This window comes from Bradyrhizobium sp. 2TAF24 (genome assembly GCF_052115025.1).
Lineage (GTDB): Bacteria > Pseudomonadota > Alphaproteobacteria > Rhizobiales > Xanthobacteraceae > Bradyrhizobium_A.
In genome coordinates, this window is sequence record NZ_JBFRFW010000011.1 from 158651 (window position 1) to 183094 (window position 24444).

General features: G+C 66.7%; 25 protein-coding genes. 11 read left to right on the top strand and 14 right to left on the bottom strand.

Translation table 11 applies throughout. The features are described from left to right. Window positions 1-10: 10 nt before the first annotated feature. Together AB4Z37_RS18270 and AB4Z37_RS18275 are read right to left on the bottom strand one after the other, a co-directional pair. Complete coding sequence (locus AB4Z37_RS18270) at window positions 11-958, bottom strand: aliphatic sulfonate ABC transporter substrate-binding protein (protein WP_441518158.1); 948 nt, start codon at window positions 956-958, stop codon at window positions 11-13. 61 nt (window positions 959-1019) lie between these two features. Next, on the bottom strand, window positions 1020-2054 hold the full coding sequence (locus tag AB4Z37_RS18275) for an ABC transporter substrate-binding protein (RefSeq protein ID WP_441518159.1): 1035 nt from the start codon (window positions 2052-2054) through the stop codon (window positions 1020-1022). 360 nt (window positions 2055-2414) lie between these two features. Between AB4Z37_RS18275 and AB4Z37_RS18280 the strand changes: the two genes are divergently transcribed. Beyond that, window positions 2415-3389, top strand: a complete 975-nt coding sequence (locus AB4Z37_RS18280) for a quinone oxidoreductase family protein (protein ID WP_441518160.1) — start codon at window positions 2415-2417, stop codon at window positions 3387-3389. Window positions 3390-3452: 63 nt separating this feature from the next. Here the strand turns inward: AB4Z37_RS18280 and AB4Z37_RS18285 are convergent, their stop codons facing one another. Further along, window positions 3453-4016 carry a TetR/AcrR family transcriptional regulator gene (locus AB4Z37_RS18285; protein ID WP_441518161.1) on the bottom strand — a complete coding sequence of 188 codons (564 nt, stop codon included), beginning with the start codon at window positions 4014-4016 and terminating at the stop codon, window positions 3453-3455. Between the two features lie 2 nt (window positions 4017-4018). Further along, window positions 4019-4363 carry a DMT family transporter gene (locus AB4Z37_RS18290; protein ID WP_441518162.1) on the bottom strand — a complete coding sequence of 115 codons (345 nt, stop codon included), beginning with the start codon at window positions 4361-4363 and terminating at the stop codon, window positions 4019-4021. A 238-nt stretch (window positions 4364-4601) separates the two neighbouring features. Between AB4Z37_RS18290 and AB4Z37_RS18295 the strand changes: the two genes are divergently transcribed. From AB4Z37_RS18295 to AB4Z37_RS18320, 6 genes are read left to right on the top strand one after another with little or no spacing between them, the layout of a single operon-like run. After that, a complete protein-coding gene (locus tag AB4Z37_RS18295) occupies window positions 4602-5828 on the top strand; it encodes an ABC transporter substrate-binding protein (RefSeq protein WP_441518163.1) in 1227 nt (408 codons plus the stop codon). Window positions 5829-5874: 46 nt separating this feature from the next. After that, window positions 5875-6735, top strand: a complete 861-nt coding sequence (locus AB4Z37_RS18300; protein WP_441518164.1) for a branched-chain amino acid ABC transporter permease — start codon at window positions 5875-5877, stop codon at window positions 6733-6735. Next, the gene (locus tag AB4Z37_RS18305; RefSeq protein ID WP_441518165.1) at window positions 6732-7712 is read left to right on the top strand and encodes a branched-chain amino acid ABC transporter permease; all 981 of its coding nucleotides are present in this window, start codon (window positions 6732-6734) and stop codon (window positions 7710-7712) included. Before AB4Z37_RS18300 ends, AB4Z37_RS18305 begins: the two co-directional genes overlap by 4 nt. Next, complete coding sequence (locus AB4Z37_RS18310) at window positions 7712-8437, top strand: ABC transporter ATP-binding protein (RefSeq protein WP_441518166.1); 726 nt, start codon at window positions 7712-7714, stop codon at window positions 8435-8437. Before AB4Z37_RS18305 ends, AB4Z37_RS18310 begins: the two co-directional genes overlap by 1 nt. Before the next feature lie 32 nt (window positions 8438-8469). Continuing rightward, window positions 8470-9171, top strand: coding sequence for an ABC transporter ATP-binding protein (locus AB4Z37_RS18315; protein WP_441518244.1), 702 nt, complete (start codon window positions 8470-8472; stop codon window positions 9169-9171). Window positions 9172-9218: 47 nt separating this feature from the next. Further along, window positions 9219-9614 (top strand): carboxymuconolactone decarboxylase family protein, encoded by a 396-nt coding sequence (locus AB4Z37_RS18320; protein WP_441518167.1) that lies wholly within the window; start codon window positions 9219-9221, stop codon window positions 9612-9614. A 296-nt stretch (window positions 9615-9910) separates the two neighbouring features. Here the strand turns inward: AB4Z37_RS18320 and AB4Z37_RS18325 are convergent, their stop codons facing one another. The 10 genes from AB4Z37_RS18325 to AB4Z37_RS18370 form a co-directional block, all read right to left on the bottom strand. Then, a complete protein-coding gene (locus AB4Z37_RS18325; RefSeq protein WP_441518168.1) occupies window positions 9911-11119 on the bottom strand; it encodes an alpha/beta fold hydrolase in 1209 nt (402 codons plus the stop codon). Then, the gene (locus AB4Z37_RS18330) at window positions 11116-12033 is read right to left on the bottom strand and encodes an NAD(P)-dependent oxidoreductase (protein ID WP_441518169.1); all 918 of its coding nucleotides are present in this window, start codon (window positions 12031-12033) and stop codon (window positions 11116-11118) included. Before AB4Z37_RS18330 ends, AB4Z37_RS18325 begins: the two co-directional genes overlap by 4 nt. Window positions 12034-12136: 103 nt before the next feature. After that, entirely contained in the window at window positions 12137-12826 is a 690-nt protein-coding gene (locus AB4Z37_RS18335; RefSeq protein ID WP_441518170.1) for a GntR family transcriptional regulator, read from the bottom strand. A gap of 189 nt (window positions 12827-13015) precedes the next feature. Beyond that, window positions 13016-14200: a CaiB/BaiF CoA transferase family protein gene (locus tag AB4Z37_RS18340; protein WP_441518171.1), complete on the bottom strand. Its 1185-nt coding sequence runs from the start codon at window positions 14198-14200 to the stop codon at window positions 13016-13018. Beyond that, the gene (locus AB4Z37_RS18345) at window positions 14197-15447 is read right to left on the bottom strand and encodes an acetyl-CoA hydrolase/transferase family protein (protein ID WP_441518172.1); all 1251 of its coding nucleotides are present in this window, start codon (window positions 15445-15447) and stop codon (window positions 14197-14199) included. The genes AB4Z37_RS18340 and AB4Z37_RS18345 overlap by 4 nt, the downstream gene beginning before the upstream one ends. Before the next feature lie 40 nt (window positions 15448-15487). Continuing rightward, window positions 15488-16654: an acyl-CoA dehydrogenase family protein gene (locus AB4Z37_RS18350; protein ID WP_441518173.1), complete on the bottom strand. Its 1167-nt coding sequence runs from the start codon at window positions 16652-16654 to the stop codon at window positions 15488-15490. Window positions 16655-16706: 52 nt separating this feature from the next. Next, window positions 16707-17744: a TRAP transporter substrate-binding protein gene (locus tag AB4Z37_RS18355; RefSeq protein WP_441518174.1), complete on the bottom strand. Its 1038-nt coding sequence runs from the start codon at window positions 17742-17744 to the stop codon at window positions 16707-16709. Window positions 17745-17767: 23 nt separating this feature from the next. Further along, window positions 17768-19057, bottom strand: coding sequence for a TRAP transporter large permease (locus tag AB4Z37_RS18360; protein WP_441518175.1), 1290 nt, complete (start codon window positions 19055-19057; stop codon window positions 17768-17770). Between the two features lie 15 nt (window positions 19058-19072). Continuing rightward, window positions 19073-19627, bottom strand: coding sequence for a TRAP transporter small permease (locus AB4Z37_RS18365; protein WP_441518176.1), 555 nt, complete (start codon window positions 19625-19627; stop codon window positions 19073-19075). Further along, window positions 19624-20655: a TRAP transporter substrate-binding protein gene (locus AB4Z37_RS18370; protein ID WP_441518177.1), complete on the bottom strand. Its 1032-nt coding sequence runs from the start codon at window positions 20653-20655 to the stop codon at window positions 19624-19626. Before AB4Z37_RS18370 ends, AB4Z37_RS18365 begins: the two co-directional genes overlap by 4 nt. Window positions 20656-20851: 196 nt before the next feature. Here AB4Z37_RS18370 and AB4Z37_RS18375 point away from each other — a divergent pair, with 196 nt between their 5' ends. Genes AB4Z37_RS18375 through AB4Z37_RS18390 form a run of 4 tightly spaced genes read left to right on the top strand, consistent with a single transcriptional unit; the run spans window position 20852 to window position 24211 of the window. Next, the gene (locus AB4Z37_RS18375; RefSeq protein ID WP_441518178.1) at window positions 20852-22051 is read left to right on the top strand and encodes a CaiB/BaiF CoA transferase family protein; all 1200 of its coding nucleotides are present in this window, start codon (window positions 20852-20854) and stop codon (window positions 22049-22051) included. A gap of 59 nt (window positions 22052-22110) precedes the next feature. Beyond that, window positions 22111-22563 (top strand): MaoC family dehydratase, encoded by a 453-nt coding sequence (locus AB4Z37_RS18380; protein WP_441518179.1) that lies wholly within the window; start codon window positions 22111-22113, stop codon window positions 22561-22563. Then, complete coding sequence (locus tag AB4Z37_RS18385) at window positions 22563-23441, top strand: HpcH/HpaI aldolase/citrate lyase family protein (RefSeq protein ID WP_441518180.1); 879 nt, start codon at window positions 22563-22565, stop codon at window positions 23439-23441. The genes AB4Z37_RS18380 and AB4Z37_RS18385 overlap by 1 nt, the downstream gene beginning before the upstream one ends. Beyond that, window positions 23441-24211: an IclR family transcriptional regulator gene (locus tag AB4Z37_RS18390; protein ID WP_441518181.1), complete on the top strand. Its 771-nt coding sequence runs from the start codon at window positions 23441-23443 to the stop codon at window positions 24209-24211. The genes AB4Z37_RS18385 and AB4Z37_RS18390 overlap by 1 nt, the downstream gene beginning before the upstream one ends. Window positions 24212-24444: the final 233 nt, after the last annotated feature.

A 24444-nucleotide genomic window follows, 5' to 3' on the forward strand; every position in this document is an offset into this window, starting at 1 on the left:
CGCCTTGCGCTCACGCCGGCGGCTGCCAAACAATCTCACGCACCGGAACCGGCTTGGGCACCACACCCAGCCGGGTCAGGCGGTCCGCCGTGGTCTGTTGCGACGCGAGGATCGGCTCGCTGAGCGGCACGACGTCAAACCCGGCGCGTGCGTTGACCTCAGCCAACACGCTGGCCTCGATGCCCGTCGCCTGCGCGAGCGCAGCCGTGACCTCATCGCGATGCGCCTTCGCCCACGCGCCCGCCTCGGCCGAGCCTTCGACAAGATCGCGGACGAGCGCGGGATGGCTGGCCGCGAACGCCGCATTCGCCAGCAGGAAGCCGGCGTTGTCAGCAATGACGTCACCGCTGTAGGCCAGCACCCGCGTGGCGCTGCGGGCCTGCGCGATGCCCATGTAGGGGTCCCAGATCACCCAGGCATCGATGCTGCCGTTCTCAAAGGCGAACGCACCGTCCGCCGCGCCAAGGCCGACGGAGGTGACGTCAGTGAGCGACAAACCCTTTTGCTCCAGTGCCGCCGCCAGCAGGTTGTGCGAGCTCGAGCCTTTGGCATAGCCGACCCGCCTGCCCTTGAGGTCCGCGAGCGTGCGGATCGGCGACGCCTGCTTGACCAGGATGCCTTCGCTCTTGGCCCCCGAGGGTTGCGCGGCAAGGTAGACGATCCGGCCGCCTGCGGCCTGCACGAAGATGCAGCCGACATTGCCGGCGTTGCCGAAGCTGACACTGCCGACATCCATCGCCTGCAGCAGGTTCAAGCCCGAGGTGAACTCGGCCCAGTTCACCTTGATGCCCTTCGGCTCGAACCGGCGCTCGAACACCCTGAGCTCGCGCGCGACCAGCGGAATGCCGGTCTTCTGGAAGCCGAGCGTGATCGTCTCCACCGGCGCGCCGCGGGCGCCCCAATGACCGACCGCGACGGAGGCCCCGACTCCAGCAATCACGGACCGACGACTGATCATCGCGTCAACCCGCCATGGCGAGGCGCGGTCGCAGACGCTCCGACAAATCCCTCAAGTCTCATCACGCCGCCCGGCTCAGCCCCACATCGGCCAGTGGCTCGGCGGCGACCCAGTCGCGCACCGAGAAGTTGGCCTCGAGGAAGCCCCACTCGAACAGGAAGTCCTTGAAGCTCTCGATCGCATCGACGAACGGCGCATCGAGCGTGATGCCGAGCGTGCGATGCACATCGCGGCCGTGGGCTGCCAGCACCGCCTCCTCGCTTGTCAGCACCTCCTGGGCGATGATCCGCACCGTCTCGTCGGCGTGGTTCGCCGCCCATTCGCCGGCGCGCACGACCTCGCCAAGCAGCCCCCGCACCAGATCCGGCCGCTCCCGCAGGAAGGTGTCGTCGACAGTCAGCGTGCGGGGCGTGCCGGTGTTGACGCGGATGCGCGGATCGGGGTGGAAGCCGAACTCGGACACCACCCGCAGGCCGAACAGGTTCGCCAGCGAGACGCCTTCCGCGCCCTTGACATAGATCGCATCGACCTCGCCGCGCAGCAGCGCCGCAACCTCATGCGAATAAGTCAGCCGCCGGCGCAGGCCGAACAGCCGGGGATCACCGACCGGCACGATCACGGACTCGTTCGTCGGGATCTCGACGATCTCGACATCCCGCGCCGCCAGCCCCTCCAGCGACAAGGCCGACACCAGGCCCTTCAGCGCCGTCGCGCGATGGAAATCAACGATGTCGGCCGGGCGGCGCGCCACGCCGAAGCGGCGGCCGACGAGATCCTTGGTCGTTTCGATCCTGCTGCCCGGCAGCGTCACCACCGCCTGGAATTCATCGGTCCAGGTCAGCGCGACCAGCCGCGTCGCCCGCCCTTCCGAGCGCGCGCGCAGCGGCGGGATGCTGCCGCCCTGGCGGAACGACCAGGCAAGATGATGATTGAAATGGCTTTCACGAACGTTGCGATCCTTGGAGTCGACGATCGACTGCACCGCGATGTTCTCGCGCGCGAACAACTCCTCGACCCAGCCGAGCCGGACCGCGATGCCGAGCGGCGACGGCACCGGGCAGCGCGTGTACCAGACTGTTCCGGGATTGACGGCCATGACGTATTCCCCATCGTTCGTTGCGCGGTGAATAATCGATTGTTTTACTAGATTAAGCAACCGATCCGCGGAGCATGTCATGGCATTGATCGCGGCGCGGCAACACGAAACGCACTGCTGCCGGGGCGCGTGACAAAAGGAAATTTTCGTGGCCACCGACGGTATGCGGGGGACGCCTGCCGATGCCCGCGTGCCCCGCCAATCCGGACGACGGCAGCGTCGCCGATCCGGGTTTGCGTCACCGGCAGGAGCTCTCTGCCGAAATCGATCTTCCCGGATCGACCGCGGCGCGTCATGATCGCCGCGCAACATCGATTGGGCGCGCGGGCCCGACAGCAGCGCGCGAGGGAGGACATTCCGATGACACACGCCATTCGTTTCAACACCACCGGCGGCCCCGAGGTTCTGGTCTGGGAGGAGGTTGCGGTCGGCAAACCGGGGCCGGGCGAAGCGCGCATCCGCCACACCGCCGTCGGACTGAACTTTGTCGACATCTATAACCGCTCGGGGCTCTATCCGGTGCAGCTGCCGAGCGGCCTCGGCGCGGAAGCCGCCGGCGTCGTCGAGGAGGTCGGCCCGGGCGTCACGGATCTCGCGCCCGGTGACCGCGTCGCCTACGGCAATTCGCCGCTCGGCGCCTATGCCGAGGCCCGCCTGATCCCCGCCGACCGCCTGCTCAAGCTGCCCGACACCATCGACGACACGACCGCCGCGGCGATGATGCTGAAGGGGCTCACGGTGCAGTACCTGATCCGCCAGACCTATCGCGTGAAGGCAGGCGACACCATCCTGCTGCACGCGGCGGCCGGCGGCGTCGGCCTCATTCTCAGTCAATGGGCCAAGCACCTCGGCGCAACCGTCATCGGCACCGTCAGCAGCGACGAAAAGGCCGCGCTCGCCCGGCAGCACGGCTGCGCCCACACCATCAACTACACCAGGGAGGATTTCGTCGCGCGGGTGAAGGAGATCACCGGCGGGCAGGGCGTACCTGTGGTCTATGATTCCGTCGGCAAGGACACGTTCCTGAAATCGCTCGACTGCCTGGCGCCGCTCGGCCTCGTCGCGCTGTTCGGCCAGTCGTCCGGCAGCGTCGAGCCGCTCAATCTCGGCCTGCTGGCGCAGAAGGGCTCACTCTATGTCACGCGCCCCACTCTCTTCACTTATGCGGCGAAGCGCGACAACCTCGTCGCCATGGCCAAGGAGCTGTTCGATGTCGTCGGCTCCGGCGCCGTCAAGATCGACGTCCGCCAGACCTATCCGCTGAAGGAGGCGGCCCGGGCCCAGACCGATCTCGCTGCACGCAAGACCACCGGGTCGACCGTGCTGCTGGTGTGACGAGCGCCATCGTCTCAATCGCAAGGCCCATGGGCGCCGCCAGCGCCCATCAAGCCAATCACTTCAGCTCTCGTAGGTCATCGCGAGCAGCCGCTCGCGCAGCGGCGCGAGTTGCGCACTCGCCCCCTCCGCGCCGGCGGCGCCGTAGAACCACGCGCCATCGGTGGCGAAGCGCACGATCTCCAGGAGCGGCGTGTCGTCGGTGTCGCGATGGCGCGCGAGCCGTTGCTGCTGCCAAGTCGCCCAGAACGGCCGCAGCCGCGGCTCGGTGGTCATAGCCATGCTGAGCGCCGCCATGTCGCTGCCGAATGCGAACTCGTTGCCGGCGAGCGCGCTGTTGACATAGGCGCGGGTGAATGCGCCGTGCGGCTGCGGATCGTTCGCCATCAGCGCATCGATCTCGTCGTCGAGCCGCCGCACGAGATCGGCGATCAGGCCGTCCAGCAGCGTGTCCCGGCTTGGAAAGTGATGAAACAGGCCGCCCTTGGTGACCCCCGCGGCATCGGCCACCGCCTGGATGGAGAGACCCGCCAGCCCGTGGTGCAGCGCCAGTCGCGCCGCGGCGTCGAGCAGCGCCCGCCGCACCGCCTCCGGCTCCTTCTTCCGGCTGTAACCGCTGCCCGTCATCATCAATGCCCTGTCGCCCGGGAAAACACCTGCATCACCACGACGCCGCCGACGATGAGGCCGATGCCGATCAGCGCTGCCATGTCCAGCATCTGGCGAAAGGCCACGACGCCGACAACCGCCGTCAGCACGATACCAAGGCCGGCCCAGATCGCGTAGGCGACACCGAGCGGCATCGCCTTCAGCGCCTGGGAGAGCAGGAAAAACGCCACCAGGTAAAGCACGGTCATGGCGATCATCGGCCCCATCCGGGTGAACTGCTCCGACTTCTGCAGGAACGCCGAGGCCGCCACCTCACACACGATCGCGAGCCCCAGAGCCCCATAGGCCTGCAACATCGGGTTCATGACACGCCTTCGCTTTAAGATACCGACCGTCCGGTTTCTTAATAGCAGAGCAGATCCCGATCCGCCAAGGGCTTTTCAGGTCAGCTGCGGCAAAAAAGCCGGCCATATACTATCAGACAATCTGTCAATGTTATTGACAGGCAATCAGTGGCCAGCCACTTTGCCGCCAGCATCGGCCCACCCCCTCGTGGGCTTTTGGCCAAGCGCGAAGCGCAAACCAGCATTCAGGGAGGCAACCGTGAGCAAGACTGAAACCAGGGCGACGGCAGGACTAACCCGGCGGCGGGCTCTTTCACTCGCGGCCGCAGGCGTCGCCATGCCGTTCGTGCTGCGTGACGCGGTGGCGCAGGGCAAGGCGATCAATGTCGGCGTGATCATGCCGCTCTCCGGCGCCAACGCGCAGTTCGGCATCAACTCGCGCAACGGCGTCGAGCTCGTCGCCGATGAGATCAACGCCGCCGGCGGCATCAAGGCGTTGGGCGGCGCGCGCATCAACCTCGTGGTCGCCGATTCGACCTCGACCCCGACCACCGCCGCCAACGTCGCGCAGCGGCTGCTGACCCAGAACGACGTCGTCGCCATTCTCGGCGCCTTCGCCTCTTCGCTGACCATCGCGATCTCGGAAGTCACCGAACGCCGCGGCGTGCCGCTGCTGACCATGTCGTTCTCCGACCAGATCACCGGCCGCGGCTTCGAGAACATCTTCCAGGTCGTCGCCAAGGCCTCCGTGCTCGGCAAGGCGCAGTTCGACGGCACCGTGGCGCTCGCCGCCGCCGCCGGCCAGAAGCTGGAAAAGATCGCCATCATGTATGAAGACACCGCCTACGGCACCTCGCAGGCCGCCGGCCTGCGCGACGGCGCCAAGGCCGCCGGCGTCCAGGTGGTGATGGACGATGCCTATCCGCTCGGCATCACCGACGTGACGCCGCTGATCAACAAGCTGCGGGCTTCGGGCGCCCAGGCGGTGTTCCCGGTGTCCTATCTCAACGACTCCCTGCAGATCATTCGCGCAATGCGCCAGCAGAAGATCGCAATCCCCGCGATCGGCGGCGCCGCCGGCTACGTCATTCCCGACTTCGAAAAGGGCCTCGGCGAATTCGCCGAAGGCGTGCTGTCGATCTCGCCGGCCAGCTACGACCTCGCCCCCGAGCTCACCGAGCGCTTCCGCAAGCGCTATGGCTACTTCATGGTGCACGAGGCGCTGGAGCATGCGGTGTGCATGGACGTGTTGGGACAGGCGCTGGAGGCAGCGAAGTCGACCCAGCCCGACGCGCTGCGCAAGGCGCTGCACGACACCCGCTTCACGGGCGGCTGGACCAAGACCATGACCGGTGGCGCCGTGCAGTTCGACAAGACCGGCCTCAACACCCTCTCCACCCCGGTGATGGTGCAGTGGCGCAACAAGGAGCTGGTCACCGTGTGGCCGTCCGAGTTCGCCAAGGGCAAAGCGGTCTGGGCGAGCTGACGCGCTACCTCGCGCCCTCCTGACAGCACAGCGGAGAACGACTGATATGGCGGTGGTGCAAGCCATCCTCGACGGCTTGATGATCGGCGGCGTCTATGCCGTGATCTCGATCGGGCTGACCCTGGTGTTCGGCGTGATGGGCATCGTGAACTTCGCGCAAGCCGAGTTCCTGATGCTCGGCATGTTCGTCGCCTACTACGCATGGGCATGGCTCGGCCTCGATCCGTTGCTGGCGGCGCCGCTCGCCTTCATCATCGTGTTCGCGCTCGGTGCCGTGCTGCAGCGCCTGCTGATCCGGCGGGTGATGCAGGCGCCGGAGGTGGCGCAGATCTTCCTCACGGTCGGCCTGCTGATCGTGCTGGAGAACGCGGCGCTGCTGATGTTCGGCTCCGGCTTCCATTCGGTCACGACGCCCTACCAGACCTCGTCGCTGCAGCTCGGCCCGCTGTTCATCAGCGTGCCTTATCTCGCGGCGTTCGCGATGTCGGTGGCGTCGGGCCTCGTGCTGTTCGTGTTCATGAAGTCGAGCTGGTTCGGCCGCGCCATGCGGGCGACGGCGCAGGATCCGATGGCCGCCAAGCTGATGGGCATCAATGCCGACCGCATGCACATGCTGGCGTTCGCCCTCGGCGTCGGCCTCACCGCGTTCGGCGGTGCCGTGATCCTGCCGTACCTCACCGCCTCGCCCGCCGTCGGCGGCCAGTTCGTGGTGCTGATGTTCACGGTCGTCGTGCTCGGCGGCCTCGGCTCGGTTGCCGGCGCGGTGGTCGGCGGCCTCACGGTCGGGATCATCCAGTCGCTCTCGGCGCTGGTGTTCCCGATCCAGTTGCAGAACCTCGTGCTGTTCGTCGTCTTCATCGCGGTGCTGGCTCTGCGGCCCAAGGGCCTGCTGGGAGCCGCCCGATGACCCGGTCCGCCATGCGTCTCATTGTCGTTCTCGCCGTCGTCGCGCTCGCGATCGCGGCGCCCTTCTTCCTCGATCCCCGCGGCTACGCCATCCGCATCCTGTGCCTGGCGCTGCTGTTCGGCGCCATGGCCCAGTCCTGGAACATCGTCGCCGGCCTCGCCAACCAGGTGTCGCTGGGACACGCCGCGTTCTTCGGCATCGGCGCCTATACCTCGACGTTGCTGCTGATCCATTTCGGCCTCTCGCCCTGGCTCGGCATGATCGCCGGCGCACTGCTCGGCGCCGTCGCGGCGCTGCTGATCAGCCTGCCGACCATGCGGCTGCGCGGCCACTACTTCGCGCTCGCCACGCTTGCGTTCGGTGAGGTGGTGCGGGTTATCGCCAACAGCTGGGGCAGCCTGACCGGCGGCCCGGTCGGCCTGTCGGTGCCGTTCGCGCCGCCGAGCCTCGCCATGCTGCAGTTCAAGGAGACGCGGCCCTACTACTGGCTGATGCTCGCCGCGCTGATCCTGGTCACGCTGATCTTCCTCCAGATCCGCCGCAGCCGTCTCGGCTACCGCCTGCGCGCGATCAAGGAGAATGCCGACGCGGCGGAAGCCATCGGCGTCGACACCACCCGCACCAAGATCATCGCCGCGGTGATCTCGGGCATGCTCACCGCCTGCCTCGGCACGCTGTACGCCCAGTTCCAGTTCTTCTTCGATCCGGACACAGTGTTTGGCGTGGCCTCGGTGTCGGTACGCATGGCGATGATCGCCATCGTCGGCGGCGTCGGCACCGCGGCAGGACCCATCCTCGGCGCCTTCTTCGTCATTCCGCTGGAAGAATTCGCCAACCAGATCTTCTCGGCAGAAGCCGCTGGCCTGTCGCAGCTGGTGTTCGGCGTCCTGCTCATCTTGGTGATCCTGATCGAGCCCCGCGGCTTCATGGCAATCGGTCCGCGGCTGAAGCGCCTCATCGGCAAGGGAGGAAAGTGATGGCCGAGCCCCAGCTCCAGGTCTCCGGAATTTCCAAGCGCTTCGGCGGCCTCCAGGCGCTGTCGAATGTCTCGCTCGACGCCAATGCCGGCGAGATCATCGGGCTGATCGGCCCGAATGGCGCCGGCAAGACCACGCTGTTCAGCAATCTTGTCGGCCTGCACCGGCCCGACAGCGGCTCCGTCCGGCTGCAGGGCAAGGAGCTGGTCGGGCTGAAGCCGCATCGCATCGCGGCTACCGGCATGGTCAAGACCTTCCAGAACGTCGCGCTGTTCCTCGATTCCTCGGTGCTCGACAACGTCCTGACCGGCGGCTTGATGCGCCGCTCGGTCGAAGGCGCGCGCGAGCTCGCCCGGCAGTGCCTCGCGCGCGTCGGCATCAGCGCCATCGCCGACAAGCTGGCGCGCGACCTGTCCTTCCCGGAGCGCGCCCGCGTCGAGGTGGCGCGCGCGCTCTGCACCGAGCCGCGCGTGCTGCTGCTGGACGAGGCGATGGCGGCGCTGAACCATCTCGAGATGGACGAATTCATGGCGCTGCTGCGCCAGCTGCGCGAGGAAGGCCTGACCCTGATCATCGTCGAGCACCACATGCGTGCGATCATGTCGCTGTGCCAGCGCCTCGTGGTGCTGAACTTCGGCCAGCTGATCGCGACGGGGACGCCGGCCGAAATCTCCCGCAACCCCGCCGTGGTCGAGGCCTATCTCGGCCGCTCGGCGGCGGCATGACGGGAGGCCCTGGCATGACCACCGCAACGCCTCTGCTGGATGTCCAGAAGCTCAACGCCGGCTACGGCGCCGTCGATGTGCTGCACGACGTCTCGCTGACCATGAACGCCGGCGAGTTCGTCTGCGTCATCGGCGCCAACACCGCCGGCAAGAGCACGCTGCTGCGCACGATTTCGGGCCTCGTCGCCTCCCGCGGCAGCATCCGCTTCGAGAGCACGGAGCTGGTGGGACGTCCGTCGCACCAGATCCCGGCACTCGGCATCGCCCATGTGCCGGAAGGCCGCCATGTGTTTCCGGAGATGACCGTCGACGAGAATGTCATGCTCGGCGCCTATGCCGTGCGCCAGGCCGCCGATCTTGCCGAGCGCCGCGAGCGCGTGCTGACCATGTTCCCGCGCCTGCGCGAACGGCTGACCCAGGCCGCCGGCACGCTGTCGGGCGGCGAGCAGCAGATGGTCGCCATCGGCCGCGCCCTGATGCTGGCGCCGCGCCTGCTGCTGCTCGACGAGCCGAGCCATGGCCTTGCGCCCAAGGTCGTCGACGAGTTGCACGACACCTTTCTCGACATCAGCAAGACCGGCACCGCAATCCTCTTGGTCGAGCAGAACACGACGCTGGCGCTTTCGGTCGCGAGCCGTGGCTATGTACTGGAATCCGGCCGCGTCGTGCTCGCTGGCACCAGCCAGGAACTGTCCAACAACGACGCCGTGCGCAGCGCCTATCTCGGGCTGTGACGGCAACCCCGATCTTCACCACCACCCCCGCACGAAAGAGGCACTCCATGTCCCACAGCGAACAGTTCGAAAAAGGCCTGCAGGTCCGCCGCAAGGTGCTCGGCACCGAGTATGTCGACGGCAGCATCGCCAAGGCCGACGATTTCATGATGGCGTTCCAGAACATCACCACCGAGTGGTGCTGGGGCTATGCCTGGACCCGTCCCGGCCTCGACCACAAGACCCGCTCGATGCTCAATCTCGCCATGCTGACCGCGCTCAGCAAGCCGGTCGAGCTCAAGCTCCATGTCAAGGGCGCGCTCGCCAACGGCGTCAGCGTCGAGGAGATCAAGGAAATCCTGCTGCACGCCACCGTGTATTGCGGCATCCCCGCCGGCCTCGACGCCTTCAAGGCAGCCCACGAGGTGCTGAAGGCGGAAGGCGCGCTGCCCGAGAAGAAGTAAGCATCGATGACAAAGCGCTGGACACCATCCAGCGCTTTGAACGCTTCGCAAAGTGATGAAATAGGGTTTAGTGATCCGTCACTCTGAGAACCTGACTAGGAATAGAGCCACCGACCTGAATGTGTCGTCGCCGGGCTCGTCCCGGCGACCCCGCTTAGGGACGCAGTGCCTTCCTTATCGGGATGGCCGGGACAAGCCCGGCCATGACGAGTTCAATCGCAAGCCCCGTGTTTCACTGGCTTTGAGTCAGCCTCTCTGGATGACGTAGCTCACGTCCACCACCGACCGCAGCCAGCTCAGCCGCTGACGTGCGCTAGCGCCGCCGCAAGGTGCGGGCGGAACAGGTCGGGATGTTCACACATCGGGAAATGGCCGAGCCCGTCCATCACCCGCAGCAGCGCGCCGGGAATGAGCGCAGCCAGCTTCTCGCCGTCTTGCGGCGTCGCCGAATAGTCGTAGGTGCCGCACAGCAGCGCCACCGGCGTGCGTGACGCATCGATCCGCGGCGCGATCGCGGCGCCGTCGAACTCGTCGCTGTAGAAGGCAAGATCCCCGGTGTAGACCTGCGGCGCGCCCTGGGCATAGATCCAGGCGGCGCGGCGGCGCTGATCGAGCGGGCTGGTCGGGCTCATCAGGCCGCGCACGAAGGCGGGGTTATGCAGGGCGGCATGCACGGCGACATGATGCTGGAACGGATTGCGCCGCCCCTTGGAGCGGAACGGCGGCTCGATGGCGATCGCACCAGTGACGAGATCGGGCCGCGCTGCCGCGAGCAGCAGCGCCATGGCCGCGCCCATCGAGCCGCCGGCCACGATCACCTTCTCGCCGATCACCTGTTCGATGATCGCGCTGCACCAGCCGAGATAGCGGTTTGCGGTGAGCCTGTAGGGTTCGCCCTGCCAGCTGGCCGGCGGCAGCGAGCGGCCGTGAAACGGCATGTCCGGCGCGATCATCCGATAGTCGTGCGCCAGCGCGACATCGGACAGCTGGCCGAGAAACTGGCGGCCGTCGGCGCCGGCGGTGTGCAGGAACATGAGCGGCCGGCCCGCGCCCGCCTGCTCGATGAAGACATTGCAGACGCCCTCGTCCAGGGTGGCCGCATGATAGCGACCGGCGATCTGGCCGATGTCCCGCGCAACGCTGGCGGCGGCCGCGACCGGCGAGGCACAGACCAGCTCGAACAGCCGTTCGAGCACCGCGCGCGCCTGCGCGACCCGCAGCGGATCGCCCTCGACCACGAACGCCTCGTTGGCGATGGCGAGCGCCGTGAAGGCCTGGAAGCGCGGCGGCGGTGGCACCGTCAGCACCTGCTCCCAGGCGGCGCCATCGGCGCGCAATACGATATCGGCGGGCGCCTGCGGATCGAACGCGACGTCACCGTCGTCGAGCCGTAGCCGGATCTCCTCGCCCGCGCCGCGCAGATGCAGGCCCGCCGTCAGCCCGGCGCCGAGCCGGCGCAGTTCCGGATCGGCGAGCGCGGCGACGATGCGGGCGTGCAAGCTCATGCCGCGTGCGGGCGGTTGGCGTCGATGTCGGCGAGGAAGCGATAGATCTCGGTGTGGTCGGCGTCGGTCTTCAGCGTGCCCTTGGCCTGCTCCCACAGGTCGGCGACGGTCGCGATCTGCGGAATGCCAAGGCCGAGATGAGCAGCGAGATCCGCCGCGATCCGCAGATCCTTGGCCATCAGCGCCAGCGAGAACCCCGAGTTGAAGGCGCCGCTGATCACGAACGGCTTCATCTTCACTTCGGTGGAATTGTTGCGGCCGGTCGAAGCATTGAGCACGTCGACGATGGTCTCCGGCGCGAGGCCGAACGTCTGCCCGACCAGCAGCGCTTCGCAGGCCGCGATCAAGCCCGCCGCCGAGACATAGTTGTTCAGTGCCTTCATGGCGTGGCCCGAGCCGACGAGCCCGGTGGCGAAGATCGACTTGCCCATCGCCGCCAGCACCGGACGGCCGCGCTCGACCTCAGCCGCGGGACCGCCGGCCATGATCGCGAGCGAACCGTCGACCGCCCGGCGGACGCCGCCCGACACCGGCGCATCAATCAGCGGCACACCGAGCTTGGCGAGATCCGCCGCGAGGCCGGTGGTGTCGGTCGGCGCCGACGAACTCATGTCGATGATGAGCGTGCCCTTCGGCAGCGCCCGGGCGATACCCGCGTCGCCGAGCAGGACATCGCGCACGATCCGGCCGTTCGGCAGCATGGTGATGATGACACTCGCGCCCGCGGCGGCCTCGGCCGCGGCCGCGAACGCCTTGCCGCCCGCGGCTTCGAGCGCGGCGCGCGCCGGCTCCGACGGATCCGCCCCGCGCACGGTGAAGCCGGCGCCAATCAGGCGCTTCGCCATGGGCAGCCCCATCTGGCCAAGGCCGATCATCACGATGGTGGCGGGCGGTGTGATGGCGGGGGTGGTCATGGCGTTCGTCCTCCGGTCCGCGCAGGCAAGACGGCACGCCCAGCGGTGATATCAGATGTATCACCACTATCAGACAATCTGTCAATCTGAAAATATGAGACCGTTAGGCCGGCTTTTCGCCCTCTTGGTGGGCCAGCACGGCCAGCGCGATCTCCGCGGCCTTGGCGATGTGATGCTTGCACAGCGCTTCGGCCCGATCGGGATCGCGCGCGACGATCGCGTCATAGATCGCCCGGATCTCGGTGACGCTGTCGTCGAGCCGGCCGCTCTGGGTCATCGATGTCACCCGCAGCAAGGTGATGCGGTTGTGCAGGGTGGTGAGGGTCTGGGTGACGAACACATTGCCGGCACCTTGGGTGAGCACGGCATAGAAGCGCGTCTTCGCGGCGACGAGCGCGGCGCGATCATCGCCCTTCGCCGCAGTGGCGAAGCCGTCGACCGCGCGACCGAGCTCGGCGATCGCCGCGTCGCTGCCATGCTCGGCGAAATGACGGCCGGCGAAACCTTCGAGCAGCGCGCGAAGCTCATAGAGCTGGCGCGCCTCATCAGCGGTGATCGAAGAGACCTCCGGTCCGCGATGCGGCACCGTGACGACCAGGCCTTCGGCCTCGAGCTGCCGCAACGCCTCGCGCACCGACGTGCGCCCGACCCCGATCTGCTCACACAGCTCGCGCTCGATCAGGCGCTGCCCCGGCTTGAAATGGCCGGCCGCGATCGCGCTGCGAAGCTTGTCCTCGACCAACAGGCGCAGCGTGGCGGCCTGGCGGGGAACCTGGAGATTGATCGTATTCATTCCTCACTCGTCGCGTCGGCCATCGGGTGGCCATCGAAAACGACACGAAGCCCTTCATGCACAACATGTCAGATTGTCTGATAGCACGCAATATGACGCACATCGCGCCACGCGCACGACGGCGCCCGCGATGCGTCGGGATACATATAGAGTAGAGTGTGCGGTGAGGCGCGTGCCCAGCGGCTTGCGTTACCGGACAATACCGTCGGCGCGCAGCGCTGCAACGCGCTCGGGCGCAATCGCCCACCGCTGCAGCAGTTCGGCTGTATCGCCCTGGCTCTGACGGGCGCTGCGCGGCAGCGCCGGCGGGGTGCGGCTGAACCGCGGCCCCGGCGCGGGCTGGACCGCGCCGTCGATCTCCACGAATGTCCCGCGCGCCCGGACATGCGGATGATGCGGCGCCTCCGCTGCGGACAGCACCGGCGCAAAGCAGACGTCGGTGCCTTCCAGCAGGGCGCACCACTCGGCGCGCGACTTGCGTGCGAACGTCTCGGTCAGAATCGTCCGCGCCGCCGGCCAGTTGGCGCGATCCCTGACGTCGGGAAAGGTCGATGCATCGAGCCCGAGCCGCGCGAGCAGTTCGGCGCAGAACTTGTCTTCGATCGGCGCGATGCTGATGTATTCACCGTCGGCGCAGCCGTAGACGTCATAGTAGGGCGCACCGGAATCCAGGATGTTGGTGCCGCGCTGCTCGCTGTGCAGGCCGGCACCCATCATGCCGTAGATCGACGTCATCAATGTTGCCGCGCCGTCGATCATCGCCGCATCGACCACCTGCCCCACGCCCGAGCGCTCGCTTGCGAGCAGCGCGCAGACCATGCCGAACGCGAGATACAGTCCGCCGCCGCCGAAATCGCCGACGAGGTTGAGCGGCGGGGTCGGCGGCGCACCGGCGCGGCCAATGGCATGCAGCGCGCCTGACAGCGCAATGTAGTTGAGGTCATGCCCCGCGGCCGCGGCGAGCGGACCGTCCTGCCCCCAGCCGGTGACGCGGCCGTACACCAGGCGCGGATTGACCGCGAGACAGGCGTCCGGGCCGAGACCGAGGCGCTCCATGACGCCGGGACGGAAGCCTTCGACGAGACCGTCGGCGGACGCGACGAGATCCAGCGCGCAGGCGACGCCGTCCGGACGCTTGAGGTCGATCGCCACCGCCTGGCGCCCCCGCGCCAGGAAATCGAACTGTTTGGGCTTGGCGATGCCGAGCCCGCTCGGCTGCAAACGGTCGATCCGGATCACATCGGCGCCGAGATCGGCCAGCAGCATCGCGGTCATCGGCGCCGGGCCAATGCCGGCGAACTCGACGACGCGCAGGCCGGACAGCGGCCCCTTGCGCTCATCGCCCGACACATGTTGTCCGGCTGATACTGTCATGCCTTGCGCTCCCTCTGCCACATCCCTTGCGCCAGCGTCTCGCGATGCTCCGGAGCGGCGATGGCGATCATGCGTTGCGCCCGTTCGGCGAGCCCGCAGCCGCGCAGTTCGGCGACGCCCCATTCGGTGACGATGGCGTCGACATCGGCGCGCGATGTCGTCACCGTCTCGACCTCAGGCACGATCCGGCTCGCGCCCTTGGGTGTCGTTGCCGGCAGTGCGATGATGGCGCGGCCGCCCGGCGAGGCGTTGGCGCCCCGAACGAAATCCACCTGCCCGCCGATCGCGCCGATGGCAACGCCATCGATGGTTTCGGCATTGACGCTACCATCAAGGGTAACCTGCAGCGCCGAGTTGATCGCAACGAGACGGTTGACACGACCGAGCACCGCAGCGGCATGAGTATAGGACGTCGGCCGCACCGCGATCGCCGGATTGCGGTGGGCGAAGTCATAGAGCCGCCGTGTGCCGATCAGCTGGTTGGTGACAGTCAGGCCAATATCGATGCCTTTACGGGCATTGGTCAGAGCACCGCAGGCAATGAGATCCACCACCGCGTCGTTGATCAGACCGGAGTGGATGCCGAGGTCGCGAACATGGGACAACGACGACAGGATGGCGTCGGGAATCCGCCCGACGCCGAACTGCAGCGTGCTGCCGTCGGCGACCAGGCCCGCGGCATGGGCGGCAATGCGCCGTGAGACATCATCGAGCTCGCCCGCCGGCAATTCCAGCGGCAGGAGGTCGGCGGCAACGCGGATGTGCAGCGGGATGTCCGCCGGCCATTCGGCACCGAATGTCCAGGGCGCATGCGGATTGATCTCGGCGATGACGAGGCGTGCGCGCCGGGCCGCATCGATGACGTAGTCGTTGGACAGGCTGGCGCTGAGGCGCCCGTCCTCGTCCACCGCGAGCTGGACAAGGACGACATCGGCGCGGTGACGGCCGGAGGCGAAGTCGGCGCAGAACGCGCTGTAATGGCTGGGCACGACGTCGAGCCGCCCCGCCTCGGCGAGCCGCCGCGCCGCGCCGATCGCGCCATAGCTGCGGAACGCAATGGTGCCCGTGTGCTCCGGCGCGAAGCTCCGCGAGAACACCGGACCAACCACGATGGTGAACGGCGGCAGATGATCCTTCTGGGCCACCAGCGCCTTGGTCAGCGTGCGCGGCTCAGCGGTGGCCTGGCCGCACACCACGACGTCGCCGGCCCTGATCAGCCCGGCGAAATCGAGTGCGGCAGCCGTCATGACGTCATCCATCAGCCAGCCCCCGTCGACAGCCAAACCGTCAGTACGACTTCGGCAGGCCCAGCACCTTCTCGGCGATGAAGCTCAGCGCCAGCTGCGGACTGATCGGCGCGATGCGCGGGATCAGCACCTCGCGCAGGTAGCGCTCGACATGGAATTCCTTGGCATAGCCGAAGCCGCCATGGGTCATCACCGCCTGCTCGCAGGCGCGGAAGCCGGCCTCGCCCGCGAGATATTTCGCGGCATTGGCGGCGGCACCGCACGGCAGGCCTTTGTCGTACTGCCACGCCGCCGACATCACCATCAGCCAAGCGGCCTCGAGCTCGGTCCAGTTCACCGCCAGCGGATGCTGGATTCCCTGGTTCTGGCCGATCGGGCGGTTGAACACGTTGCGCGTCCTCGCGTAGTCGGTGGCGCGCGCCAGCGCCAGCTTGCCGAGCCCGACCGCTTCCGCCGCGATCAGGATCCGCTCCGGGTTCATGCCCTCGAGGATGTACTGGAAGCCGCGGCCCTCCTCGCCGATGCGATCTTCCATCGGGATCTCGAAATCCTCAAAGAACAGCTCGTTGGAATCGACGATCTTGCGGCCCATCTTCTCGATCTCGTGGACCTTGATCCGCTTGCGGTCGAAATCGGTGTAGAACAGGCTAAGGCCGTGGGTCGGGCTTTTCACCTCCTCCAGCGGCGTGGTGCGCGCCAGCAGCAGGATCTTGTGCGCCACCTGCGCGGTCGAGATCCACACCTTCTGGCCGTTGACGATGTAGCGGTCGTTCTTGGCGACCGCGCGCGTCTTCAATTGCGTGGTGTTGAGGCCGGTGTTGGGCTCGGTGACAGCGAAGCAGGCTTTCTCGCGCCCCTCGACCATCGGCGGCAGCATGCGCCGGCGCTGCTCCTCGGTGCCGAACACCACCACCGGATTGAGGCCGAACACATTGATGTGCACGGCCGACGCGCCGGACATGCCGGCGCCCGACTCCGAGATCGTGCGCATCATGATCGCCGCCTCGGTGATGCCGAGACCGGAGCCGCCATAGGCTTCCGGCACGCAGATGCCAAGCCAGCCGGCATCCGCCAGCGCCTTGTGGAAGTCGTGCGGGAAGCCGCCGTCGTGATCCTTCTTCAACCAGTAGGCGTCGTCGAAGCCGCTGCAGATCTTCGCGATGGCGTCGCGAATGGCTTCCTGATTGTCGGTGAGCGCGAAATCCATGTCGTTCGTCCTGGTTGATAGCTGTGGTGTTCGTCGGCGAAGGTTACTCCGGTCAGTGCTGTCCGGGCACCGCCTTGAGCGCGACAGCCCATGCCGCCAGCGCCTCGCTGCCCGGCTTGCCCCGGCCGTCGAGGCCGGACGCCCAGTCATGCGCCACGAGATCGAAGACCGACGTCATGGTCTTTTCATCCTCGGGCGAGAAATGGATCAGGCGGATACCCTTGTCCCGGGCCTTTGCCAGTGCCTCCTCTTCCGCATGCGCAAACCTGGCACAGCTCTCGCGGGTGATGCGTTCGCCTTCCTCCGCCAGAACCTGGCGGTAGGACTCGGGCAACGTCTTCCATTTCGCCGCGCTGATCGAGTAGGTGATCACCACCGACGACAGCGGCTCATTGACCGTGCCGGTCTTGAGCAGGCCGATCAGATCATAGGACGCCGCGCTCTGGTAGCCGATCATCGCGCCATCCAGCGTGCCGCGCGACATCGCCTCGTAGATTTCCGGCGGTGACATCCGGATCGGCACCGCCTTGATGCTGCGCACCATCAGGTCGAGCGCGCCGCCGGCGGTCCTGATCTTGAGCCCCTCGATGTCGGCGAGGCTGTTCACCGTCTTCCGGGTCGACAGCACGATCTGGTAGGTCGGCAGCACGAAGGTCACCAGCGGCCGGATGGCGTTGGGCGCATATTCCTTCACGCCGAGGAACTGACCGTCCTCCGCCAGATTCCAGTAGGCCTGTGTCGCCTGGCAGGCATCACGAAAGCCGCCGGGCAGCTCCGCCACCGCCGACAGCGGCATCTTGTCGGAGGCATAGGACGGCACGATGTAGCCGATATCGACCACACCCGACTGCGTCAGCCGCAACAAGTCCTTGGCCTTGCCGAGTTGCTCCGCCGGATAGTGCGTGAGCTTGAGCTTGCCGCCGGTGCGCTGCTCGACCGCCGCCATGAACGGCTTGGTGACCGCTTCATGGATGACATGGCCGATCGGCAAGCTGTCGGCGAGCCGCAGCGTGATCGCCGCATCCTCGGCGCGAACGGTGGCCGGGGCCAGCAGCGCGACCGCGAGACAACCCGCAAGGATCGATTTCATGGATGACTCCTCTGAACAGCAGCTCAGTTGCCCATCTGCGACGGCAGCCACAGGATGATGCTCGGAAACGCGACCAGAATCGCGATGGCGATCAGGTGGGCGATGAAGTGCGGGAAAGTGCCATGGAATACCTCCGCCACCGGCCGGTTGGCGTAGCGCGCGACGATGAAGCAGTTGAGCCCCACCGGCGGCGTGATCATGCCGACCTCAGCGGTGACGATCTTGATGACGCCGAACCAGATCGGATCGAAGCCCAGTGTCTTGATCAGCGGGATCACGATCGGCACCGTCAGCACCAGGATCGCGATCTGGTCCATGAACGAGCCCAGCACGATATAGCCGCACAGGATCAGCGTGATGATCACCCAGCGCGAGGTCGGCAAGCTGCCGATCCAGGCGACGAGATCCTGGGTCACATGGGTCAGCGTGAAGAAGTAGCCGAAGATCGAGGCGCCGATCAGGATCATCACGATCATGCAGGTGCCGTGGGCGGCGCGCAGCAGCGTCTTGTAGAGCGAGGCCGGCGTGATCTTGCCCTTCCACAGCGCAAGCACGAAGGCGCCGAACGCCCCAAAAGCCGAAGCCTCCGTCGGCGTCGCGACGCCGAGATAGATGGTGCCGGTCACGATCGAGAACAGGATCACCATTGGGCTGACCTGCCACAACAGCGCAAAGCGCTCGCGCCACGGCACCGACATGGTGCGCGGCGCCCGCGACGGATCCTGCCAGACCAGGAGATAGATGGTCGCCATGATGGTGATGGTGACGAGGATGGCGGGGATGATGCCGCTGATCAGCAGCTTGCCGATGTTGACCTCGGCGAGCAGACCGAAGATCACCAGCGCGACGCTGGTCGGCAGCAGCATCGACAGCGTGCCGGAGATCGCCACCACGCCCGCCGCCATCTTCGGCTCATAGCCCTGGCGGATCATCGCCGGCAGGCTGGTCGAGGACAGCGTCGCCGCCGACGCGGTGCTGGTGCCGCAGATCGCGCCAAAGCCGGCACCGGCGAGCGCGGTCGCCATGCCGAGACCGCCGGGAATGCGGCCGACCCAGGCCGACGCGGTCTTGAACAGGTCGTCCGCGACGCCCGACAGCAGCACAAGATCCGCCATCAGCAGGAACATCGGAATGGTGATCAGCTCGTAGGACGACACAGTGGAGAGCGGCGCCGTTTGCAGGATGCCATACAGGGTCGGCACACCGCCAACGATGATCAGGCCGACGGAGCCGGCGAACGCCATGGCGAAGCCGACCGGCGTGCCGATCGCGAGCAAGGCAAACAGCAGGCCAAGAACGAGAAGAGGAGTCATGTCCGATGTCGCCCGCTATTCGAAGGAATTGGCTTCGCCGGCCCCGGTGATCGGCGGCAGCGGATAAAGGTCGCGCCCGGCGGCGAGGCTGAGGAGATGGCCGACGAGCTGCAGCAGCAGTCGCAGCACCAGCACGCCGCAGCCGAACGGCACCAGCGCCGCGGAGATCCAGGTCGGCCACGGAATGGCCCCCGCCAGCACGTCGCCCTGCTGGTAGTTGTCGAGCGCGCGCTCGAAGCCAACCTGCGAGATCAGCCCGAACACGAACAGCCCGACCAGCGCCGTGACGATCTCGGACAGGCGACGCCCGGCCGGCGAAAAGCGATGCAGCAGGATGTCGACGCCGACATGAGCGTGCTCGCGCAAGCCATCCGACAGCGTGAGGAAGAACACCCCGGCGAGCAGGTAGAGCCCGATCAGGTCATAGGTGAAGCTGAAGGGGCGGTTGACGACGTAGCGCATGAAGACGTCGGCGACCACCAGCACCATGATGATGAAGAGAAAGGCGACCGCGATGAACGTCAGGATGCGTTCGATCGCGGCGAGGATGTCGCCAGCGCGCCGGATCACTTCCTGGCTCCTTCGGCGAGCAGGGCATCGAACTCCTTGAGCGCGGCGGAGGCCGGCTTGCCACGGGCATCGAGCGCGGCCGCCCAGTCATGGCCCACGCCCTTGAGCTTCGTCTTCATCTCGGCGCGCGTGTCCGCGGGGATCGGCTCGAAGGTGATGCCGGCCTGCTCGAGACGCTGGCGCGAGCCGTCCTGCTCCTTGTCGACATCGGCGCAAGCCTTGGCCTGGATCGCCTCCGAGGCTTCATCCATCGCGGTCTTTGCATCGGCCGGCAGCCGGTCCCAGGCAGCCTGGCTGATCGAATAGGCGACGATGAAGCTGCCGAAGCTGACACCTTCGGTGGCGTGCTTCACCAGTTTCTCCAGGCCGTAGGAACTGACGCTCTCCATCGGAAACAGCAGGCCATCGAGCGTGCCGCGCGACAGCGATTCATAGGCGTCGGGCGCCGACATCCGCACCGGCACCGATCCGATCGCGCGCAGCGTCAGGTCCTGCGCACCGCCGGTGGTGCGCAGCTTCAAGCCCTGTACGTCCTTAGGCGTCTCGACCTTCTGCTTGGTGGTGTAGACCTGATAAGGCGGCAGCACGACTTCCATCAGCAGCCGGATCTTGTTCGGCGCATATTCCTGCTTGGCGAGCACGCCCTGGCGGGCGCTCTTCCAGTACGCGACCGTGCCCTCGCAACTGGTGTGGAAGGCCTCCGGCAGTTGCGCGACCTCCGACAGCGGCATCTTGTCGGAGGCATAGGACGGCGCAATGTAGCCGATGTCGACGACGCCCGACTGGGTCAGCCGCAGCATGTCGGCGGCTTTGCCGATCTGCTGGTTGGGATAGTAGCTGAACGTCACCGCGCCCTTGGTGCGCGCCGTGACCTCGTCCATCCACGGCTTGAGCATCAGCCGGACGAGATAGTGCCCCGCGGGAAACGAGTCCGCGACCTTCAACTCAAGGGCCTGCGCCGGAGCGGCCACACCTGCGGCAAGCGACAGCGCGACCAGCGAACCGGCCCATCCCAACGATGTCTTCATGCGTTTTCTCCCGATGCCCTTGGCTGGGCTCGTCTTGTTTGGATAATTTGTACATATATGTGGACTAGATCGTCAATACACTGAATTATCCGAACAGAAATGCGTGCGACGCACGTTGACAGCACGCTTTTCAAATTTAATGTCCACACTAATGGACAAAATAATCACATAATATTCTGCGGGAAGGAATCGCGCCATGGGTCCCCTGAACGGCCTGACCATTCTCGACCTCACCACGGTGCTGATGGGCCCCTATGCGACCCAGATCCTGGCGGACATGGGCGCCAACGTGATCAAGGTCGAAAGCCCGGAGGGCGACATCGTCCGGCAGCTCGGACCGGGCCGCACGCCGGGGATGGGCGGCATGTTTCTCAACGCCAACCGCGGCAAGCGCAGCATCGCCATCGACCTCAAGAACAAGGACGGCCGCGACGCCCTGCTGCGCCTCGTCGAGACCGCCGACGCGCTCGTCTATAATGTGCGGCCGCAGGCCATGGCCCGCCTCGGCCTCGACTACGACACCCTCGCCGCGATCAACCCGCGCCTCGTCTATGTCGGCGTGTTCGGCTACGGCCAGTCCGGCCCCTATGCGGCCAAGCCCGCCTATGACGACCTGATCCAGGGCGCCTCGACCATCCCGACCCTGCTGGCGGCGGCCGGTGACGGCACTCCGCGCTACGTCCCGATCACCATGGCGGACCGCGTCGTCGGACTGATGGCGGTCAACGCCATTCTCGGCGGCCTCATGCACCAGCAGCGCACCGGCATCGGCCAGCGCATCGACGTGCCGATGTTCGAATCGATGGCGGACTTCGTGCTGATCGACCATCTCGGCGGCCTGACCTACGACCCGCCGCTCGATCGCGGCGGCTATGCGCGGCTGCTGTCGCGCTACCGCAAGCCATACAAGACCAGCGACGGTCACCTCTGCGTTCTCATCTACAACGACAAGCAGTGGCGGAGCTTCTTCGAGGCGATCGGCCGCGAGGACTTCCTGCAGCAGCCGCGCTTCGCCAACCATGCGGCGCGGCACAAGCACATCGACGAGATCTATGAGGAGATCGGCCAGATCTTCCTCACCCGCACCACCGCCGTGTGGCGCGAACTGCTGGAAAAGGCCGACATCCCGGTGATGCCGATGCACACGCTCGAGAGCATCCTCGACGATCCCCATCTCAACGCCGTCGGCTTCTTCAGGACCATCGAGCACCCGACCGAAGGCCGCATCCGCCAGATGCAGGTGCCCTCGACCTGGAGCGTCAGCCAGCCGCAGCCCGGCGGCCCGGCGCCGACACTCGGCGAGCACGGCCGCGAGATCCTGCGCGGCGCCGGCTTTACGCCCGAGGAAATCGAGCAGCTCACGACCAGCAAGGCGGTTGTCAGCGCCGCTTCCTGATCCAACAATGCCCGGCCGTCACAGCCGGGCAGACAAACGACCAACCACAGAGGACGACCATGGCCGGCTTGTATTTCGAGGATTTTTCGGTGGGACAGGAGTTCGCCCATCCCCTCACCCGCACCGTCACGGAGATGGACAACACCATGTTCAGCCTGCTGACGCTCAATCCGCAGCCGCTGCACATCGACGCGCACTTCTCCGCCAAGACCGAGTTCGGCCAGCGCATCTTCAACAGCCTCTACACCCTCGGCATCATGATCGGCATGACGGTGTACGACACCACGCTCGGCACCACCGTGGCCAATCTCGGCATGACCGACGTGGTCTTTCCCAAGCCTGTATTTCATGGCGACACGCTGCGGGCGACCACCAAGGTGCTGTCGGTGCGCGCGTCGAAGTCGCGGCCCAATGCCGGCATTGTCGAGTTCGAGCATCACGCGCTCAACCAGGACAACGAGGTCGTCGGCAGCTGCCGCCGCGCGGCGCTGATGCACCGGAGGCCCGCCTGATGCGCTCGATGCTGTTCGTTCCCGGCGACAGCCCGCGCAAGTTCGAGCGGGCGCTGCAAAGCAAGGCCAGCGCGCTGATCGTCGACCTCGAGGACTCGGTCGCCCCCGACAACAAGGACGAAGCACGCGGACTGACGCGTACCATGCTCGGCGGCCGCCGCGACGGGCAGCACCTGTACGTGCGCGTCAATGCGCTCGACACCGGCATGACCCTGCAGGATCTCGCCGCGGTGATGCCGGCCGCGCCCGACGGCATCGTGCTGCCGAAATGCCGCGGCGGTGACGACGTCCGCCAGCTCGCGTTCTGGCTCGACGCCTTCGAGGCCGCGGCCGGCGCACGTGTCGGCGCGACCCGGATTGTCGTGGTCGCGACCGAGACCGCCGGATCGGTGTTCGGCCTCGGCACCTATGCGGACTGCTCGCCGCGGCTTGCCGGCCTGATGTGGGGCGCCGAAGACCTCGCCGCTTCGCTCGGCGCCACCGAGAACGGCAGCGGCGGCCAGTTCCACAGCCCCTACCGTCTCGCGCGCGACCTCTGCCTGATGGGCGCCGCGGCGGCGGGCGTCGCCGCCATCGACACCGTCTATACCGATATCGAAAACCTCGCCGGGCTCGAGCAGGAAACCCGCGCCGCCCGCCGTGACGGATTCTCGGTCAAAGCGGTGATCCATCCCAAGCACGTCGACATCGTCAACGCGGCGTTCGAGCCGACGCCTGCGGAACGCGCCCTCGCGGAAAAGATCGTCGCCGCCTTCGCTGCCAATCCGAATCTCGGGGTCGTGCGGATCGACGGCAAGATGATTGACAAGCCGCATCTCAGGGCGGCTATGAAGACCCTCGGATTGACGGAGCTTCCTGCCAGCAACCAGGACCAATAGTGATCGTTCGACAGGCTGCCTACGTACTGGACATCCTCGAATACTTCGCACGGACCAGGCAGCCGGCTTCGCTCGCCGAGATCGCCGATCATTTCGGCTGGCCGCGCTCCAGCACGTTCAATCTACTCACCACCCTGTCGGAAAAGGGCTACCTCTATGAGCCACGGCCGCGCGGCGGTTACTACCCGACCCTGCGCTGGCTGGCGCAGGCCCGCGCGGTGGCGGAGGTCGAGCCGCTGCCGGAGTGGACCCACGCCCTGATCGCCGACATCTCGGCCGACAGCGGCGAGACCGCGGCGATCGCGGCGCCGTCCGGAACGCTGGCGATCTTCATCGACGTCGTCGAATCGAGCGCGGCGATCCGCTACTTCGCCCAGATCGGCCACCGCGTGCCGATCCATGCCGCCTCCAGCGGCCGCGCGCTTTTGCTGCAGTACTCCCCGGAGGAACGCAACGCGCTCTATCGCAAGATCGAGTTCAAGCAGTACGGGCCGACCACCCCGATCAGCATCGATGCGGTGGAAGCCGAGCTGCGCAAATCGGTCGAGCGCGGCTACTGCCTGAGCTTTGCCGACTACAGCCGCGACCTCGCCGGCGTCGCCCTGCCGCTGCCGGTCGGCGACCGCCGCCTCTCTGCGGTCATCGCCGGACCGGAATATCGCATGCGCCCGCGCATGGAGGAGATGGCGGCAATCATCGCCAAGCTGATCCAGCGCCACCGCCCCAACGCGGCTCAGCATCAGGTCGCTGCTGCAACCGCCGCACGGTGAGGCGAGACGGGCCAAGCGCGGCCTGCCGGACTGATCTGTCCCCAGCTGAGACCGAATCGCGATGTCCACACCGCGGCTGTTTCACAGCGCGCGGCCCCACACGGCCGGCTCCACCTCTCCCGCACCGACCTCGGCACATCTCCCCTGGGCGACACAGCCGGCGCCGCCGACCATTGACACCCCACCCGTTTGATAGAATAGTCACATCATAAGTCACAATAATATCAATCAAT